At 40.2% G+C, this 18,408-nt stretch carries 14 protein-coding genes; 2 read left to right on the top strand and 12 right to left on the bottom strand.

Annotation, left to right across the window (positions count from 1 at the left end; translation table 11 throughout):
- Window positions 1–3: 3 nt before the first annotated feature.
- From DW947_RS10480 to DW947_RS10440, 8 genes are all read right to left on the bottom strand, one after another.
- Window positions 4–486 (bottom strand): hypothetical protein, encoded by a 483-nt coding sequence (locus tag DW947_RS10480; protein ID WP_224205385.1) that lies wholly within the window; start codon window positions 484–486, stop codon window positions 4–6.
- Between the two features lie 245 nt (window positions 487–731).
- The gene (locus tag DW947_RS10475) at window positions 732–1,547 is read right to left on the bottom strand and encodes a hypothetical protein (protein ID WP_005794376.1); all 816 of its coding nucleotides are present in this window, start codon (window positions 1,545–1,547) and stop codon (window positions 732–734) included.
- 516 nt (window positions 1,548–2,063) lie between these two features.
- Window positions 2,064–3,383, bottom strand: a complete 1,320-nt coding sequence (locus tag DW947_RS10465; RefSeq protein ID WP_119958495.1) for a hypothetical protein — start codon at window positions 3,381–3,383, stop codon at window positions 2,064–2,066.
- Between the two features lie 20 nt (window positions 3,384–3,403).
- Entirely contained in the window at window positions 3,404–4,426 is a 1,023-nt protein-coding gene (locus tag DW947_RS10460) for a hypothetical protein (protein ID WP_005794381.1), read from the bottom strand.
- The gene (locus DW947_RS10455; RefSeq protein WP_005794383.1) at window positions 4,410–4,643 is read right to left on the bottom strand and encodes a hypothetical protein; all 234 of its coding nucleotides are present in this window, start codon (window positions 4,641–4,643) and stop codon (window positions 4,410–4,412) included. Before DW947_RS10455 ends, DW947_RS10460 begins: the two co-directional genes overlap by 17 nt.
- Before the next feature lies 1 nt (window position 4,644).
- Complete coding sequence (locus tag DW947_RS10450) at window positions 4,645–5,850, bottom strand: hypothetical protein (protein WP_005794386.1); 1,206 nt, start codon at window positions 5,848–5,850, stop codon at window positions 4,645–4,647.
- Entirely contained in the window at window positions 5,847–8,717 is a 2,871-nt protein-coding gene (locus DW947_RS10445) for a hypothetical protein (protein ID WP_009132273.1), read from the bottom strand. Before DW947_RS10445 ends, DW947_RS10450 begins: the two co-directional genes overlap by 4 nt.
- Before the next feature lie 4 nt (window positions 8,718–8,721).
- Window positions 8,722–9,234, bottom strand: coding sequence for a hypothetical protein (locus DW947_RS10440; protein ID WP_007846598.1), 513 nt, complete (start codon window positions 9,232–9,234; stop codon window positions 8,722–8,724).
- A gap of 405 nt (window positions 9,235–9,639) precedes the next feature.
- Between DW947_RS10440 and DW947_RS10435 the strand changes: the two genes are divergently transcribed.
- A complete protein-coding gene (locus DW947_RS10435; protein WP_008673420.1) occupies window positions 9,640–9,861 on the top strand; it encodes a hypothetical protein in 222 nt (73 codons plus the stop codon).
- Window positions 9,861–10,328, top strand: a complete 468-nt coding sequence (locus tag DW947_RS10430) for a hypothetical protein (RefSeq protein ID WP_057087833.1) — start codon at window positions 9,861–9,863, stop codon at window positions 10,326–10,328. Before DW947_RS10435 ends, DW947_RS10430 begins: the two co-directional genes overlap by 1 nt.
- Before the next feature lie 325 nt (window positions 10,329–10,653).
- On the opposite strand, the gene DW947_RS10425 is transcribed toward DW947_RS10430, so the two are convergent.
- The 4 genes from DW947_RS10425 to DW947_RS10410 form a co-directional block, all read right to left on the bottom strand.
- Window positions 10,654–11,484, bottom strand: coding sequence for a phage antirepressor KilAC domain-containing protein (locus tag DW947_RS10425; RefSeq protein ID WP_057087835.1), 831 nt, complete (start codon window positions 11,482–11,484; stop codon window positions 10,654–10,656).
- A gap of 9 nt (window positions 11,485–11,493) precedes the next feature.
- A complete protein-coding gene (locus DW947_RS10420) occupies window positions 11,494–11,808 on the bottom strand; it encodes a Rha family transcriptional regulator (protein WP_005794398.1) in 315 nt (104 codons plus the stop codon).
- A 596-nt stretch (window positions 11,809–12,404) separates the two neighbouring features.
- Window positions 12,405–12,917, bottom strand: a complete 513-nt coding sequence (locus DW947_RS10415; RefSeq protein WP_057087837.1) for a hypothetical protein — start codon at window positions 12,915–12,917, stop codon at window positions 12,405–12,407.
- Window positions 12,914–18,391, bottom strand: a complete 5,478-nt coding sequence (locus tag DW947_RS10410; protein WP_119958494.1) for a tape measure protein — start codon at window positions 18,389–18,391, stop codon at window positions 12,914–12,916. Before DW947_RS10410 ends, DW947_RS10415 begins: the two co-directional genes overlap by 4 nt.
- Between the last annotated feature and the right edge of the window lie 17 nt (window positions 18,392–18,408).

The following is an 18,408-nucleotide window of genomic DNA, read 5'->3' as shown; positions in this document are numbered from 1 at the left end:
TAATTATTCTTCAAAATAATAAGCACTCTTCCCGTCACCTAACGAACGCCGCTTGACAATCACATTTTCCACTGGAAAAATCTTCTGACCGTTATTCTCCGCTTCGCGAGCCTGATCCAACACATCTTTCAGATTGTAACAGTTCGTTATGAATTTGCTACGTTGTCCGTTCTGTTCAAAAAGAACACAATATCTACCTTCACCTTGCTTTGTCTTCACATTCGTTTCAAAGTCCACCACTGTTATAGGGACATTGAGAATATCCATCAATCTTGTCTCTTTTACATCGAAGAACTTCTTTCCGTCCTTTGTTCTACCACTCTGTTTGATACCTTTATCTGCAAAACTCATATCATTATTTGTTATTGTTCTCCATAAATTCTTACAATCTCCCCACTTACACCAGCCCCAGTATGAAGCTCGTATCTCGCGGTTACGTTTCCGGCTTTTTATTCGTTTCACCTTTCGGGCAAAGTTCTTTTTCATATTTTTACGCATCCGAACATTATCTTTCGTGAAGCAATAGCCCAAAAAGTTAATCCTTCTTCCTCTTACTACGTTTTCGCTTTCTATGCTTTTTGTTCCCATTTTTTGTTTCTGTTCCTATCGGAGCAATACAACTGTTTGCTTTAACTACCAACCCAACTTTTGCACTTTCCCGTTCATACGCACGAATAAGAAACAACGCTTCGGCCTTAGAACGAGCCAGCATAACATTATCATCGCAATATCTATGCAGGCATTTGACACGATATTTCTCCTTCATTGTATGATCTATCCGGCTTGCCGCAAAATTCCCGATAGGTTGGCTTGTAAATGCTCCAATCGGAACACCTCTTCTTCCGTTCAACTTCATTCTCCAATACGTCAACTAACTCTGTTCCGCTGTCATACGATAAAACAGCTATCTCGATCAATTTAATAAATCGTTCATCTTTGAATTTCCTTCTCAATGCAGCAACAATAAGCTCATGAAGAATACTTTGATAGAACTTTTTGAAATCAGTCTTTACGAACCATTTGTATTCCGGGTACCGGTGAAGAAAACGTTTCATTCTCCTTACTCCAAAATGTAATCCCTTTCCCTTGATACACGCACTTGTATCATAAATCAAATTTCTATAAACATCTTCTTCAATCACCCTCATAATTGCATGGTGCAATATACGCCACGGGAAATATTTCTGTTTGACAATATCTCGAACCTTTCCTGCATCACTTTTTACTCTCATTACGCTATAATCCGGTGCCGGAAAATCCAATGTCAGGATCATCAACTGCAAAGCTCGGAGGTCTTCTTCCGGGTGTAGATTATGCCGCCTGATAAAGCGGTTTTTCTTAACCTTCCCATCTTGTGCTTCTTTGTCCGCTTCACGTAAATTATTTATCTCTGCTATACGTTCAAGAATATACCCGGCTCTTTTAGATTTCTTTCCACCGTTTGCTTCTATCCGTTTATTGTCAGCCTCTATCCTTTCCGCTATAATTCTATCAATTTCATTATGCGATAGACTCTTCCAATCAATATCACTTCTTCCAATATTCACTGCTGCTTTGTTTTAAAATTTACACCATACTTCCAATTTTGTCTTGTTCAGACTATTTTAATTATTCCGATAACTGCAAGCTGTTTTTACTTGCTTGAATAATTCGCCCGGAGCTTTCGAGAACCAACCTACTAACACCGCTTGTTGCCTTTCGCAAATTGGGCAACCTTTCCGCATTCTTGATTTTCTGACATCGTAACCAATTGATTACTACGTTGCAACGATATAAATCCTGCAAGGTCATGGCTCGGAGAACTCGCAGATTACTCTACGATAAATAAGTATGGCGAGAGCCGATATTCGCATTCGAGTTCGACCAATCGTTATTCGAGTTCGCATAAGCGAGGCCGCAATTCGCACCGTTATTCGCATTACCGCCCCAAAGAACCAGCTCTTGTTCCCCTCTACCAACCGTCCACGCCTTTCGGCTTTCGTCCCGTTATCCGTTGTCGTAAAACGAGAAGGTGGACGGGTTTTAATTAACTGAAATTCAAAGAACTAATATTTTAAAATCTATCATGCAGCCATCAAAGATGCACCGCTAACAAATGTTAAATTCCCAAAATACGCAAGGCGAGAGCCGACATTCGCAGACGAGTGCGACCAACCGGCATTCGAGGCCGCAAAAGCGAGGCCGCAAGACGCACCGTAAGCCGCAGCACCGCCCCAAAGAACCAGCTGCCCAGTAGTGTTTGCCCATGAATAATCAGCCCAATAAGAAGTGCTGTTTCCACCAATCTTTTTCGGGAAAATATCAAAATGCTCCCCAAGAATTATTTCCTGCACTTGACCGGAAGCTGTCTGACGGGTAGCTTGTCTGTATTCACCATTTGGATGCGCAGCTAATTCAGCAGTAGTCGGTAAACGGTTTCCTTTGTAAATGAAAATTTCCGTTCCACTTTGAGCACTATTGTTGGAACTACCGCAAAATACTCCTTGCAGAAATTCCCACTGCCACCCATAAGGATCTTCTATACCCATCATGTTCACCCGTGAACAATCCACTCCAGTATTACTTCCATTCACCACAGAAATAGCTATTTTGCCCCAATTGTCACCGAGACTCTTTGTTGCGCCAGTTTGCAATGCTGCCGCAGCAGCCCACAAGTCTTTACTGGAGCTACCACCCACACCATAACCAAGTTTGGCTTGAATATTGGTATCTCCGTACTGGGACAGCCCCAACATCATAATAAGCTTTCTCTGATCGTAATCGGTCAGTCCCCATTCCTTACCGTTCACTTGTGCAGCATTCCAAAATGCGTTGATTGTCTTGCTGCCTGCCGGTGCAACTCCTGAACGTGAAACAAGTGCGCTACCTGACATGGAGCCTTTGTATGCACCGATACAGTTATACATTCCACCATTTGCCCCACCAATAAACTCACCGCCAATAGGTAGCATCGAGAGCCATAAGACTGGTACACCACTTACACTGTCAGTCTGTACACGATAATACAAACGTGGCCCTATCCACATCACATGCCCTTTGGTTTCATCCACCGCAGTACCATCAGCAAACACCGCACTATTGGTAGGGGACATTTTAGCAGCCCTTCCATCATTCGTTACGAGATAACGGCCACAATACAACTTGTATTCTGTCCATGCGGCTGTATTACCTATCACACCATAGTTCGTGCTACTTTGGGTTGATTGTTTGATTGGAATCCCCCAAGCCACCTGCCTCAACATTTGTTCGTCACCATTATTAATAGCATTCATGAAGTTTTCCACGGTAATGCGTCTGACACTACCACCAACTTCCACCAATACTGTATTGGAACGCAGAATGGAGGTCACCAATGTTTCATTTCCTAATCCTTTAGTTGCCATAATATTATTTTGTTTTTATGTTAATTAAAATGACATTCTGCCAAAACATCAACATCATATTGAGTCCCGTTTCTGTCAGTTTCCGTTGTTGTTACAGATATAGAATTTGTTGTAGAATGTTTCAAACTCTTCCAGTTTTCCTTATCCATCACATCCATAGTCCACGATGCGGAAGTAGGAGTATAAGTTGACCCCGTAGTCATATTTACAATCTTGGCACTTACTGTAACGGGTTGTCCGGTATCAACCTCTTTGTTGGAAGAAGTTATATAACATACAATTTGAAATTCATCTGCCGTATCAATGATACGTACCCCGGCACGTGCTATCGGTTGTGAAGCACTTGAAGACTGATAAACTTCTGCTATGAATAACTGGGTACCGTCCACATCACCACGGGTAACAGTTACACTTTTCTGTCCGTTCTTATCAGTCCAAGCCGCCGTGTCCTTATACCATTTTATATAGTAATCGGTAATGGCATTGGCACCGGCATACAGCTTGGTAGTCAGAGTACAACTTGTTACTTTGCTTGTTAACTGTTCGGTACTTGCAAGAATAGCAAGATAGTAAGAGCTGGCTCCCATATTCTGAATGGCAATAGGCAGTTCCCCGGTCAAATTATACTCAACACCTGCCGTAGAAGCGACACATGAATAAGTCAATGTATCTCCTGCAATATTCGTTTTGCTTGCCAAGTTTCCGACAATTTTAATGGCACCGGTACTGGTATTCAAAGAGAATTTGCCCGTACTGTCTTTTTTCCAACCTCCACTTTCCGCACCGTTAAAATTTAAAGCCACTCCATTGTAAGCCCAACTATGACCAGACAAACTGACCGCCAACCCACGTGCCGAAGTTACTTTGGGTGTCCGTACCGGCTGATTCGCAGCTATACTCCAATCAGGAGAGACAGCCCCACTTTCTTCATCTACGGCCTGAAACAATGGAATGCCATTATTTTCAAAAGTCAGCATCAGGCTGTCATTGGAACGAAGACGTTTAATCGTGATGCTATTTTGGGCACTATAATTTTCTGCCATATTCCCAACCTCCTTCTGATATAATTTGATTCATGCTTGTATTAGTATAAACGATACCGTCCAACAACAGTATTCTATCTTCCAGTTCTCCATCAAGAGAAGGCAGGCACATTACCTCCTTTTCATTCAAGATGATGGATTCTCCCTTTACCAAGTGCCCCAACAACAGAACCCCGGCATCCAAAGCCTTTTCCTTATTTGCTACAACATACCTCATATCAATTATTTATATATATGTTCCCGTTACTGTCCGTATATTCATTTGTCCCATCAGTCAATACAGAGAAAGCCTTTTTTTGCTCGGCCTTAATGTACACGTCCAACCAATCGTCAAGATAAGTTTCACCAATACCGGTTCCATCCAACATTATCACAGTTTTTTCCCCCTCCTGCCATTGTACCCCGGTCTTATTTGCACTGTCCGTAAACCATACCATGCGGATAATCGGTGCCGGTATCGGCACAATTTCTCCATTCCACTGTACCATAGCTATATTCCTATGCAGGATTTCATCAGGATTGATGGAAGCCTGACTTGCCGGTATGCACGTAAATTTTGGATAAACACGATTGACGGAGAATTGCTGTCTTGCAACCTCCTTTCCACCAACCTTCACCAACAGCAAGTAATCCCCCTTCTCGACCAAACGCAAGTCCATTATCAGGCTGGTTAAGGACAAAGCCACTATTTCATGGTTTGCGGTAGTCAGCATTGTTTGACTTGATATGCTGTTCACCTGATAAAGTTCAATTGTATATCCGGTAGTTATTTTATTCACTCCCTTTGTTACCATAAGTGGAATGGTGCGCTCGTATGAATTTTCATCCAAAGCTGCATTCCTATTGGCCGTAGATGCGGAAATCAAATTGTTGGCTACCTTGTAATCATACAACAAAAGCTTGTCAAGAAATGGATTGTACTGGATTATCTGACTATCCCCAATAGACAAACCGTAGGTATCTTCACTCTTATCTACCGTTGTCAACATGATAGAGTCAGTCTTAACGGGAATATTCACCCCAAGCCGGGTATCAGCTATCAGACCTTCAAAATACAACTCAAAACTTTCACCCGGAGCCACATTTCTGCTTATGGTAATGGCACCGCGTGTATCTCCAACCGTATCTATACTGTACTTCCCATTCCATGAACTGATTGCAGAAATATTCTCTCCATTAGCAAACCAGTTCATTTCTGCCAACAAAGAATTAACATAAGGCATATCCCAGCTACCGTCAGCGGCATTCGCTATGACTTCCGGTAAAATCACCAGCGGAGTAACCCCACGGTCAGGATCATATTCATTTGCCACCGGATTATAGACCTGATTGGCCGGACTGTTCGGTGTCATTATCTTCAAGCTTACTGCAATCGTAAGCGGTTGAAACTCTTTTCTGATTCTTTTCTTTTCACTCTCTATCATATCGTCACAATTGCTTCTACTGATGCAGTATCATTTGTTGCCGTTATGGTAAACAAGGTACTTACCACTGTTACTGAATTATTTCCTAAATCACTAATTTCCTTTGTGTTATGTATCGTTATTGAACCGTTGAAATCCTTATGCTTGATATTCCAAGCTTCATCATCGGCGGTATCTCCACTATCCCTTCGGATAGCCCATTGTCTAACTGTGTCTGTAATATCCTCCCAACCTTTAAAGACCTTGCAAGTAATTTCCATTGATTCACCATAAGCAAGAAAATTGTCACCTTGCGTATCAATCTCAATGCGTACCGGTGCATCTATCTGTAACTGTTCGATTGTGCCGGTCATATAAATGTTATTCAGATAAGCAGAATAACCGGTCATATCCAACCCGAAGATGTTGAGATTGCTCAAATCCCCATCCTGCATTGCAACCATACTCTTTGTAAACTCCCAGTCATTTACCCCTACCAAGAAACGGCGGTATGTCCTCGTCTCATAAGCGGAAGTCTGGCGTTCCTTGTTTGTAAAGTTGCCATAAGCGACAAAATGCAAAGCCTCACACGGATGGAAAGAATATTGCCAACGATCAGAAACACCACGAAGCACATAGCGAAACCTTTTGTTTGTTCCGGCATCCAATATTTCTGTAATACGAAAATAGATTGTACAGAAACCGGCAAACATACGGTTGCCACGGCTATCATCTATATCAGATACCGCATTATTCCCCGGCGTTTCATAGTCATGGAAATACCCCATGCAAATATCATCCACAGCCACAGCACCTATTTCACCGTCTTGTAATTTCAAACTTATTGTCCCGGAACGTAGCAAGTTACCATCAGCATCATAATCAGGCTCAACACTCTCTATAATTCCAGCACCGGGAGAACGCCATTTGTCACCAAGCACAATTTCAGCACGGTTAAAACGCAATTCCGGCACCTCTAAAAACCTGCGTAACGTGAGGCTTTCCATATACCCACGTCCCATGCTGTCTATTTTCGCCCCAAAGCCGGTCAAACCCTCTGCAAAACCGCTTGCACCAAAGATAGCACCGGCTAAGAAGCCGATAAGCCCAGCTGCCGTATCATTGTGGGTGCGCGAAAGAAAAAGCTGATTGCCCAGTGAACGGATGATAGACTGTATCTGTTGGGTATTCAAGCCACCGGTTCCCTGCCCACCACCTGCAATAGAGTCTATCTGATTTTGGATTTTTTCAAGCGATCCAACAGCCTTTTCCTCCCGAAGTGTCATAGTGTACTTCGGTATCATATCTTCTCCCTCTTTGATAATAAGGGTATCAATAATGATGCTGCCTTCAATACCAAGATCGCTATCAGTGAATAGCATCAAGTCCCCTTCTTTCAAAGTATCATGTATGCTTGCTTCCCCCCTTGCAACAGCCTCATCATGTTGGCGTGCCATGAAAATATCATCCACCTTCGGTTCATACGAATAGCGCACATAGTCATTCTTTGCAAGATATTTTTTCGCGGTAGCAAGCAACCGTTGTGAAGCGGCCTGAATATAAACGTCCGGCATATCAATATAAAGCAGGACAAACTTGTCACCGGACTTTATATTGTAATCCTTGTATGGGAAATATAATTTCAGACTTTCATCATATACACGGTTACAAGTCAGCACATATTTATTGCCCTTCTTCTCACATTTGGTTATTTCAAAATCCCGGCCACCACACATGCCGTTTTTCATGCTAATGGTGGCTGTTTCAGAAGTCAGGTAATCGTTTATATTGAAACCAACATCTTTTAGCGTTATTGTAAAAGGTGGGACATCTTCACCTTCCTTCAGGCTATCCATTGTACCATCATCTGTCAGTTGTTCGGCATCAGCCACTTCGTCAAGATTGCCATTATCCCCGGCATCCAATGATACATAAATACCTGCATCTTTCAACTGTTCGGCGGTCATACCTTCCATTGAAGGACATATTTCCTCCAAACCACCGGTACCGTCAAAATAAACACTCCCTTCCCGAATGCCAAGCACAGCAATATTCTTACTGTCAATATATGGATCAAGCGTTGTCTTAGGAAAATCAGGTAACATCAGATTTTCCACGGCCATGTTATTCGGCAAATAATTGGTAAGAGAACTGTTTGAGAGCTTATTATAATACCGGTTAGGCATATTTCTTGTACTACCGTATGCACGCAATCGCGTAATAATCTGTTGATCCGCATCGGCTGTACGTTGAATTTCGTACAAACCGTTTCCACGTCCATACTTGAAAATATTGCCCACAGCAATACCGGCAGTACCGATTGTTATTGTTCGGCCACGAATAACAAAGTTCGCACCAAATTTTGAATTGAACAACTCCAATGCACCCCATACCTTTATATTGTTCACATCAATGTTTACATTGGTAGTGCTCACATATTCAGGGTGTACGGCAACCGTCCATTTTTGTGCTCCGGTATATATACGGTCAAGATTTACTTGAACACGGTCTGCCAAATCTTGTATAGACGAAGCGAAGAAACTGAACTTAGGCAAAGAAGTGAAGTGTATCTGATTATCACTTTTCACATAATCAAGAAAATCACATCGCGTCAATTCATCTCCCGGCCAGTTGAACTTTACGTTATCATAGACAAACGCTTCTCCCGAAGTTTTTCTTGCCGCCTTTTTTAATGCCGTAGGATCATAGTTTATCTCAAACTTCTCACCACGGTACATAACATAGTCACCTATCTCAAAAAGAATGGGTACGGCACTTTTCAGAGTGCTTGTCACAAAACATGCACCCATCCATGTACCATTATACTCCAAACCTTTCAGTGTACAACGTACCGTATTGCCAGTTTTATCATAAACCTTCCATGCCATACAGCTATACTTTTTCAACCAATGCAACTATCTTTGTCGGTTCCGCAACACTATACGAGGGGATTATTTGAGTTCGAGGATCAGTTACTCTGAATTTTACCGGGAAGGTCAAGACTTCATCCATATTGGACTTATTAAATTCAAAATCTCCAACCTCCAGTAAGTAAAGTCCTTGCCGCCCGATACCCGTGTGCGAGTTATATATTTTCAAGGTGGCACCGTCACCATTTTCTCCCGTGAGATAGTTTTGAAAGGCCATAATTTTATCGTATGCAGTACCCAAATCTCCCTTATAGCACATCTCGGCTTCCAAGTCGTATGCCTTTAATAGCAGCTTATCGGGTATGTAAGTATCTTCACCGTCTTCATCCGGCCAATCCCGTTTGGGTAAATCTTTCGTTTCCCCACCCGGCTTGAACGGAAATTCTGTGCACACAATTCCAAAATGCGCCAAGCTGTCTTTGACTGGAGCATTCTCGGTAGTTTTCTGCATCAAAATAGAATACGGTTCGTTCATATACATATATTAAAAAAGAGCTTGCCGCAGAGATATTTAGTCTCCACAACAAGCTCTATGGCCTTATACTTTAATCTTATTTCAACGCAAATATAATTGTATTTTCTATATAATCATAGAAAATAATGCCATAAAAGCATTTTTTAGTAGATTATTATACTCAACCCCTAACTTGCTTCCACGTGTATGTTGAAAAACATAAAAAATATCATTTGTCATAATTTTATTTATTAATACTTTTGCATTTAATTATAAAAGAGGTTATTATATGTTAGGAGTTTTAGTTTGGATAGTAGTGATTCTTCTGATCTGCTTTAGTGTTTTCGGAGGGCCATGTCTATTACCACTATACGTACTTTTTGTGGTGGTGGTAGGTTTTTATTTTGGTGTAAAATATTTAGATATATGATAGAAAAGGAACAAAAAGCTAAAAGAGTGTATCATCGAACAAAACCTGCGAGTAAAAGTAAGGTTCGGGCTATCAGATTTGATTTAGACTTGGTAGAGTTTATAAATCTACAACCAAACGTAAGTCTATTTATAAATGACCTTATTCGGAGAGAAAAAGAAAAAATAGAAAGAATGAAAGCTATTGAAGTTCGTGAAATTTTAAAAGAAATGGAATAATGAAAAACATTTTACTTTTACTGTTCATATCATATTTTATTATTAGTTGCAGTAGTAATACAAAAACGCCATTTGAAGAAGAAGCATATAAAATGCTTAAAACTGAAATTAGTGATACGTTTTCCAGCGTAGGAAACGATGTTGATATATTAAATACCAGTACAGAGTATTATACAGATTCATTATGTGTAATAAAACTATCTGTCAAAGGGAAAAATGAACTTGGAGGAAAAACTTCAAATGTGTTTGAATATATATATTTAAAAGAAGATGATAGTTCGACTATGGGATTTCTTAGAGAAATACAAAAAAATGATTCTTCATTGATGAAAGTAGCTGATATTGAAAGTGAAGACTCCAAATGGAATAATAAATCATTTGATGAAAAGTTATACCATCTATGTAGAGTTTATGCTGCTACCAAGGCTTACGCTAAACAGCTTAAAAAAAAATACAAACTAAATTAGGTGAACATAGTTAGTAATAAAATCATGAATGAGTAGGGCTGGCTCCAAAGTCAGCCCAATTTATTTGTTATGTATTGAAAAGAATCGCAAATTACCTCTTGATTGTATAAGAACGGAATTACGTTCTTTTAGTTTTTCCTCTGTAATTAAGTTTTTTACGAATTGTTTAGTAGAATCGTTTCTGTATAGCGCACCATCTGTTTCTGCTGCCCACTATGTTTATTCCATTAACTTTACCGAAAAATGACGATTTAAAATTTGCTTATTACAGTATATTGTCAAAAACTCGATTCTTCTGAATTTTCAGAGAAATAAATAGTGAACGCTATGCTACTGGTATTAATTCACCCTTAATCAGCTTTATGGCTTTCTTTACGTCCCAACCGCTTTCGCATAATGCGATGATAAAACGTACACCTTTCGTAGTCCATACAGTATAAACATTTGTTCCTATCGAGCCATCCGAACGTGTGTACGTCTGTGTACGTGTAGAGTGTAGTCCCCAAGTAGAATAAGGAGTATGCAATAACCATTGTCCGCTTTGTCGGTAGATGACTCCGATTTCTTTCAGCTTCTTATGCAGCTTTTCGGCATCCATTCCTATCTGCTTGGCGACTTGTGTGCTCGTCTGGGTGTTTACACTCTGCAAGTGGTTATCATAATAGCTGACCTTCGGAGCGGCTTGAAGCAACTGCTCTTCTTGCAATGCGTTCTGTTGTTCAAGACGTTGCTTCTCTTCTCGCTCGTTCTTTAATTGTGTTGCAAGACTGATAACAAGGTCGGGATTGTTTATCATTTGCTCCAAAGTTGGCTGCATGGCGGTCATGCCATATTGAAGTAACTCTTTGATACGCTTATTACACCATATAGCAAATGATGGAGATAACCAACGGGCAAATTCCAATGCTACATCTTCGTGAAGCCATGTGCCTTGTTCGCTATTACCACCTTTAACTACTTGAATTAGTGCCGATATGGGAATATGCATATCGGCTGAAAGTGCTTCTGTGAACTCGGTAGTAGCTTTCAATCTAAGCCAATCCCCTACTAATTTACCAAACGGCTTTGCCATTTCTGTTGCATTTACCATTACATTATCATCTTTATAAAAAGTGATAGGGCTTCCATTATATTGAAAAATTTGATTTGTTTTCATATTATAAATTTAGATTTTACTTAACAAAGATTTCTCCCTTTTACGGGAAAGCTCACGCTTGTTTTCTTCAAGTTCTTCCCAACGATTAATAATTTTGGCTCGTAAGTTTGCATCATAACCACTTGCGAGAAGAAGGCAATCCTTTTTGGTGAGAATGTAACAAGACACTTCTTTGCTTCCACCGTTTGGCATAGGTTGAGGTCTTGATGATAATTCAAAACTGAATTGTCGTCTATCTTCCAGTTGTTCAAGGATATTGCGAATATCTCGCATTACATTTGAATGAGTTTTGCCCGTAATTTCTGCAATCTGCAAGGAGGTCATTGTTCTTTTTTTACCTTTTCCCTCATCAATAGGTATTAACTGATTAAAATTTTCCATATCTTTGCACTATAAAGTTAATGTTTTCCCCATCAGCGGCTCGGACATCTCCGCTTTTGGGGAATTATTTTGTCCGATCTTGTAGTAGGTAGGGAATCGAACCCCAATACGCCATTACTCGTACCTACTGAACCCTCCTTAATATAATAGTCACGCTTGACATAATAGTAAAGAGAAAGGGCAAATCCCGATGAAGCCTAATGTGGTTGTCTGCCTCAAAGAGAATGCCCTATAATATTTTACTCCAGTTCATGACAACCACGTAATGAACCTAATAGCATTGTTTCCGACACAAATATAGAAACGATATTTTCACCATACAACAACCTAAAAATCAATAAAATAAATTCGGTAAACATCAGTAACAAACGGTAAGAATCGGTAACTAAAAATAGTTATATTTACTCTAAAATTTAGACACAATATAAATAATGCACGTATCTACCGTATTGTGACGAGATGTTGGTTGCAATTTATGATACCGTTCAAATAATTTGGAAATATAAAATACTGTAAATAAATATATTGCAGAAAACGTGTTAGTCCCCATTCTTTTTATATCTTACCATAACATTGCCTTCGGATTCTATTTTACAGTTTCCACCATGAACATATACATAAACTTTAGCCACATCGCTTTGCCTTACATGTAGTTTAGCCCGATCATATACACTTACAAAAACTTTGGCACAATCCTCCACTTCAAGAGTCAATTCACTATCATGCCGCAAATGGAGAGTAACAACTGTAAATTTACCGAAAGAAAGTTTACCTGAACATTTACCGTTCAGTACATATACACCATTGTCGCCTCCGATCACTGGTTCATCAACAAAAATATGGTTTTGATGAAGCAGACTCCGGTCAAAATTGCCTTTTATATATTCCACCGTCGGATAATCGTGTTCAATACAAAAATCAATGCCCCGTATATACATTCCGATCAATTCTTGCTGGCTTTTATTGTTTTGCCAGTCACCTTGCCATTGTGTGCAGAGGCCATACGATACGGCATGACCTCTCAATTCACTATTCAATCTGTTCATAATCATATATTAAACTTGTTTACACCGTTTATATTCCTATGTAGTATATCCCTGATTTCTTCCACAAATTCCACATTCTTTGCTGTATTTATCTGTATCATTGTCAGTTGTTGTAATTGTGCTTGTGCTATTACATTATAGGCCGGGAACAATTCTTCAACCAATCTGCGCACATACTCCCGTTTAACACTCACGTCAGCCCGGATTGCATTTATATAAGAAGCCAAAAGGTTAGCGGTATTTTCAGTAACATTCTGTATGCCTTTAGATAAACCACTTCCACTGTCTTCTTCCTCTTCCTTCATACTGATACCATATTTCTTTTCCATATAGTTATTCAGTTTGTCAAGCATGGAATAGTAATCATCGGTTTTCTCACTTACCCCCATTAGATAGTCCGCAATACTTTCCAACTCCTTTTCGTCAAGAGAGAAATCCTTGCCGAAATAACCACTCATTCCATCCTCACCAAAAAGCATCTTTTGAAGCTGTTGCATGGCCGGTTCCAAAATACTTATTTTGAGAATGGAGTTCATAACATCACCCATAATGTCGGCAACCTTATTTTTGAAAGCTTCGGCACCATCCTCGCCTTTCTGCCATGCCTCATACAAGGCATCTCCCAACTGCGAAGCCCAGTCTTTCAAATTAATGCCATAAAGAGATTCAGCCGTTTCTTCGGCAAAATCCTTTATTTGCTGTTTCATCTCCGCAATCTGATTCTCATAATCAGCCACTTTGCTATCATCCGTCTTCTTCTTGTCAATTTCGGCTTGCCGCTGTTTCTCCAATTCTGAAAGTTGTTCTTGCATCAAGGCACGTTGATACCCGTATGCACCGCCTTCATCGTATGCCGAAACACGTTTTTGAAGTTTTTCCGCTTCCTGCTTATATTTCTGCAAAGACATCAAATCGAAGATGTTGATCTTCCCCTTATTGCGTATTGCCTCAATCTGATTATTTAATTGATTCAACCGGGTACGGTCATTTTCTGCATCTACAAGTTTTAGTTCCGTGCCACTGCCCAAGAAACGTTCAAGAATACCGTCAATCTGTTCGTATATATACTGCAACTGTTGAGCACGAAGTTTACTTTTTTCAATAGCCTTATCAAGCTTTTTGTCATGTGCTTGTGCTATCTTCCCAATCCAGTTTACAGCTTCACCGGCAGCGGCAGCAATACCACCAACTATTCCACCTTTGGCGAATCCCTGCCCGATATTGCTTATAGAAGACATGGCATCCTGCACATTACCCATCGTGTCGGCCATACCCTCATTGCCCAAAGCATCGAACATGGAAGACATCTGTCCTGCAAAATTGCCGACAAGATCAGCACTTTCAGCGGCACTTTCTCCTATGGCTGCAATTTTTTCTATGGTACCCTTTTCATCTTTATCTCCACTGGAGAATAAAGAACGAATATTTTTTATGAGAGTGGCAAACGGATTCTTCTGTAATCCGGCCTTATATAAGTCTTGTATGGCTTTCTTTAACTTCTCAATTTGAGAATATTCTCCTGAAACATCAATCCGTTTACCATTCTCATCCAAATACCAAGAAGTAAAAGCTGTTGGCTTTCCATTCTTGTTTTTAGTTACAGAAGCATTATCAATAATCTGTTGCGCATAATCGGATGCTTGCTGTATCTGTCCGTATGATTTATAGGTCTGATCTCCAAATATCTGTTCCCATACCGGAAGAAGTTCAAGCAGTTGTCCCCTTAGTTTTGCCAGTTCCTCCTTATATTCGGTAAAAAGAGCTTTCTGTCCGGGAGTCATGCCTTCAACATTCCCAACAAGTTCATTATTTTCACCAATGAAGGTGCCGGTTAAGGGAGCATATTTCTCGCTTAAGTCCCGTATCTTTTCAGCGATAGATTTGTATTTGTTGAGGGCAGTAACTTCTTTCAGCTTTACTTCCAAACTATCTTTTTCAATAGCTTCTTTAGCTTCCTTCCATGCACTGAAAAACTGTTTATACAAAACACTGTCTTTACCTCCAAGTGATTCTGTGGCCTCTTGTTCGGTGAAAGTCAAAGGTATATATACCCCTTTATCCTTCATTTTCTTAGTTACCTTTTCAGCTAATTCCTCGGATTTCTTCTCATATTCAGACAATACTCCGAAAGCGTATAAAGAAGCATCCTTCTTACTTGCACCGGCATTGACAAGCTGCTTGTATATATCCCATTTCTTTGAAACATCAGACACGTACCTTTCAAGTTCCTTTGCGGCCTTATCCGAAGCTTCTTTCATAGCATTGGCATCAATATCCAAAAGAACTTTCCGTATAGAAACTTTCAATTCCCTACGTTCTTTAGTCTTATCGTCAAGCTGGTTAAGAATCTTATTCAATTCATCTCGATAATTTCCAATATCCACCGGTTCTTTACCTTTAAATAAGGAATCAAAAATACCCGATTCTTTAACCTTGCTGGCAGCTTCTCCCTTTCCAACAATGTCAGTCCACTTCTTATATTCAGAATATGCCTCCTTTAGTAAGTTTACCCGTTCTTTCAATCTTTCGGCAAAGGCATCCTTTTTGCTCTTATCCTTATTTGGATCAGTGAGGGAAAAACCGATTTCTTTAGCTCCTTTCTCACCGGCTTGCATTGTATCGAAAGCCTTTTTATAATCTGATACAATTTGCTTCTGCCAGTCGGGAAGTTTTGACAAGTCAATAGCTCCAATACCTGACAAATCTATTCCGGCTTTAATCAATACCGGCTTCAATTGATTTGTTGTCTCTTTAGCTTCCTTATACGCTTTTTGTACTCCTTCAATAATTTTCTCTGAATCCGTAGAAACCTTTATTTGGGCTTCAAATTGCCCATCTGTGGCTTCATTGAACTTTTTCTGCAAGTCTGACAAGCTCTGAATAGTTTCCGTATATTCAGCATTAATCTTGATATTGAATTGCTTTTCAAGAATCTCACCATTAAGAAATTTTCGTATATCTACCGGCATTTCTTTAAATTGATCCAAGAAAGAACTTATATCCAAACCGATAGCTATTCTTTGAGCGTCACTCAAATTGTCTAAATTCCAACCGGCAGCTTGTAATCGTGACTTATATTCAGATATGAAACTCTGCATATCCGGTGATACTTCTTCCTCAAAAACACGTTTAGAGTTTTTCCATGCCTTCCGTAGCTGAAAAATATCATCCCTATATCCTCCCGTGAAGGGTAACTCATTATTCAAACTGGCTAATGCCTTGGGATATTCTTTGATTATATCCAACTGCTCTTTCAATGATTTGCCCGAAGCGACTTTAGCAAAATCATCATACTTGGCTATAACTTTCTGCATGGCAGTATAATACTCTATATAGCTACCAGCCATACGGTCTATAATCTTGTCTATATGCTTCTCTGCCTTGATGTAGTCTTCAATATTTTCACTAAAGCTTTCGTCAAAATAACCATCAGTAGCATCATTCGCATATTCAGATGTACCTCTTATGGCATTCAACAATTTATAAGCCTCTTTTGTATCATTCAAAGCATTCCGAAGCAATATATATTGTTCTGCAAGGCTTTTAACCGTATTTCCTTCATCATCAGTCTTAAACGTTTCATTAAAAGTGTCTGCCCAAACTGGAGAATAATCCTTTAATGCTGTTTTCATTTCTTCAATAGAAGAAATCAGTGAGGCATCATTCGCCTTAAAAGGATCAACATCAGCAAATTTTTGAGCTTCTTTCGTTAAATTCTTGAAACCGTCTTGTGCTCTTGTTGTCAGCTCGGAAATACGCTCGTTCATTTCGTCAGCCTTTTGCCCGGACTTATACCATAATTCAGTAATGGCAAAAAGTCCAGCGAACAAATACATGTATGGATTGAACAAACCCTTAAAAGCAGTCCAAACTTGTTTGGCTCCATAACTAAGCATTGTCATTGCCACACGAGCTTTTCCAGCTGACATAGCCACTTGAAGTTCAGCTTTTGATATATTAAGTAATTGGGTAATATGTCCTGCCTGACCTGATTTAATTTTCCCAAGTGTTATCAACCTCAACGCTTGTTCTTTGTTCAATGCGCCACTAACAGCCAATGTCCTCCATTCTGCGGTAGTCATAGCATTTCTTGAAGCAATCAATCCTTTTTCAGCGGCAGTTAAAGTGCGGTAATTGGAAGCCATCACTAAATCCGCTGCTGTTTTCTGTTTAGCTGCGAGTGTTCCTTTTATTAATGTAGCATTTGCCACTCCCATGGCACGTGATCCTGCATAAACCGCAACCCGATATGTTCCAAACGCAGCTGTGGCCGCTGTTATAAAAGGTACAACTTCTTTCCAATTTTGAGCAAGGGTGGTAAGGCTTTCGGCAGTCCATTTCAATGTACTACCCATTGACTCCGCAATATCACCAAGCATAATGTCAATCGCATCAGCCAAGTTCTTCCATTTGGATTTGACTGATTCTGAAAGAACTTCCTGCATGTTATGAAACATGCCACCATCATCCGTAAGTTCCCAAAGAACATCTTTTACGTCCTCAAACGTAACCTTCTTTTTCGAGATCATATCAAGCACTTCACCGGCACTGACAATGCGGCCTTCCAACTTACTGAATCGCTCGGCCAGTTTATCCACCATAGGAATGTTCGCTTCCGTCAATTGCCGCAATTCTGTTCCTTTCAAGAATTTAGCAGCCTTTATCTGACCGAAGGCCAATATGATACGCCCCATATCAACACCTACACCGGCTGATATATCAGCCAGCCTTTTCATGGTATCATACAATTCATTGTATGGTATAGAATATGCAGAAAGTTGCTTGGCATACTGATTCAAATCCATAACCCCGAACGGAGAAGCAACAGCCAGTTTCTTAATCTGATTGAATATGGTTGTAGCTTTGCCTTCATCTTGCAGGATAGAGGCCATTGCAATTTTCTGATTCTCCAACTCACCACCAATATCAACCACTGCACGTAAGAAATTTTGTGCCGCATAAATGGAGTATAGCCCCAAAAATTCATTTCTTAATTGTCCGACAATACTCAACTGGCTGTTCATTGCTCCATTCATATTGAGAGTGGCTGTCATGTGCCGCCTTGCTGCATTGGCTGATCTCTCACGGGCATTAGCCAAATCCAGTTCCGCTTTGGCGGCACGGGCGGCTCTTTGTCGCGCAAGCTCACGTGCGGCTGCGGCAGAAGCCTCCGCTTTGGTTTGAATGGCTGCGGCTTTGGCGGCGCGTAAATCACTTGCTGTAAAGTTTGTATTCAACCCGGCGGCTTGCAAGGCGGCACGGACAGCTTGTGTGGTACTGGCCTTATCCACTACCACATTGATCTTAAACTTCTCACTTTGAAGCAAAGTCTTCATATCACCAACCAACTTCTTCTTGTCAAAACCCACATCAAGTTTTGCCTGCAAGTCTTTGGTGATTTCCGCTTTCAATTTTTTACGTTGTTCCGCTGTCTTATCACGGAACAGTATATCAAAATATAAATTACCGAGATCAGCCATATATTATTGTGTTTGTG

Source organism: Bacteroides sp. AM44-19, assembly GCF_003603395.1.
Classification (GTDB): Bacteria; Bacteroidota; Bacteroidia; order Bacteroidales; family Bacteroidaceae; genus Bacteroides; species Bacteroides uniformis.
Note: the sequence above shows the minus strand (reverse complement) of the source record. Positions and strands in the feature narration are given on the sequence as shown.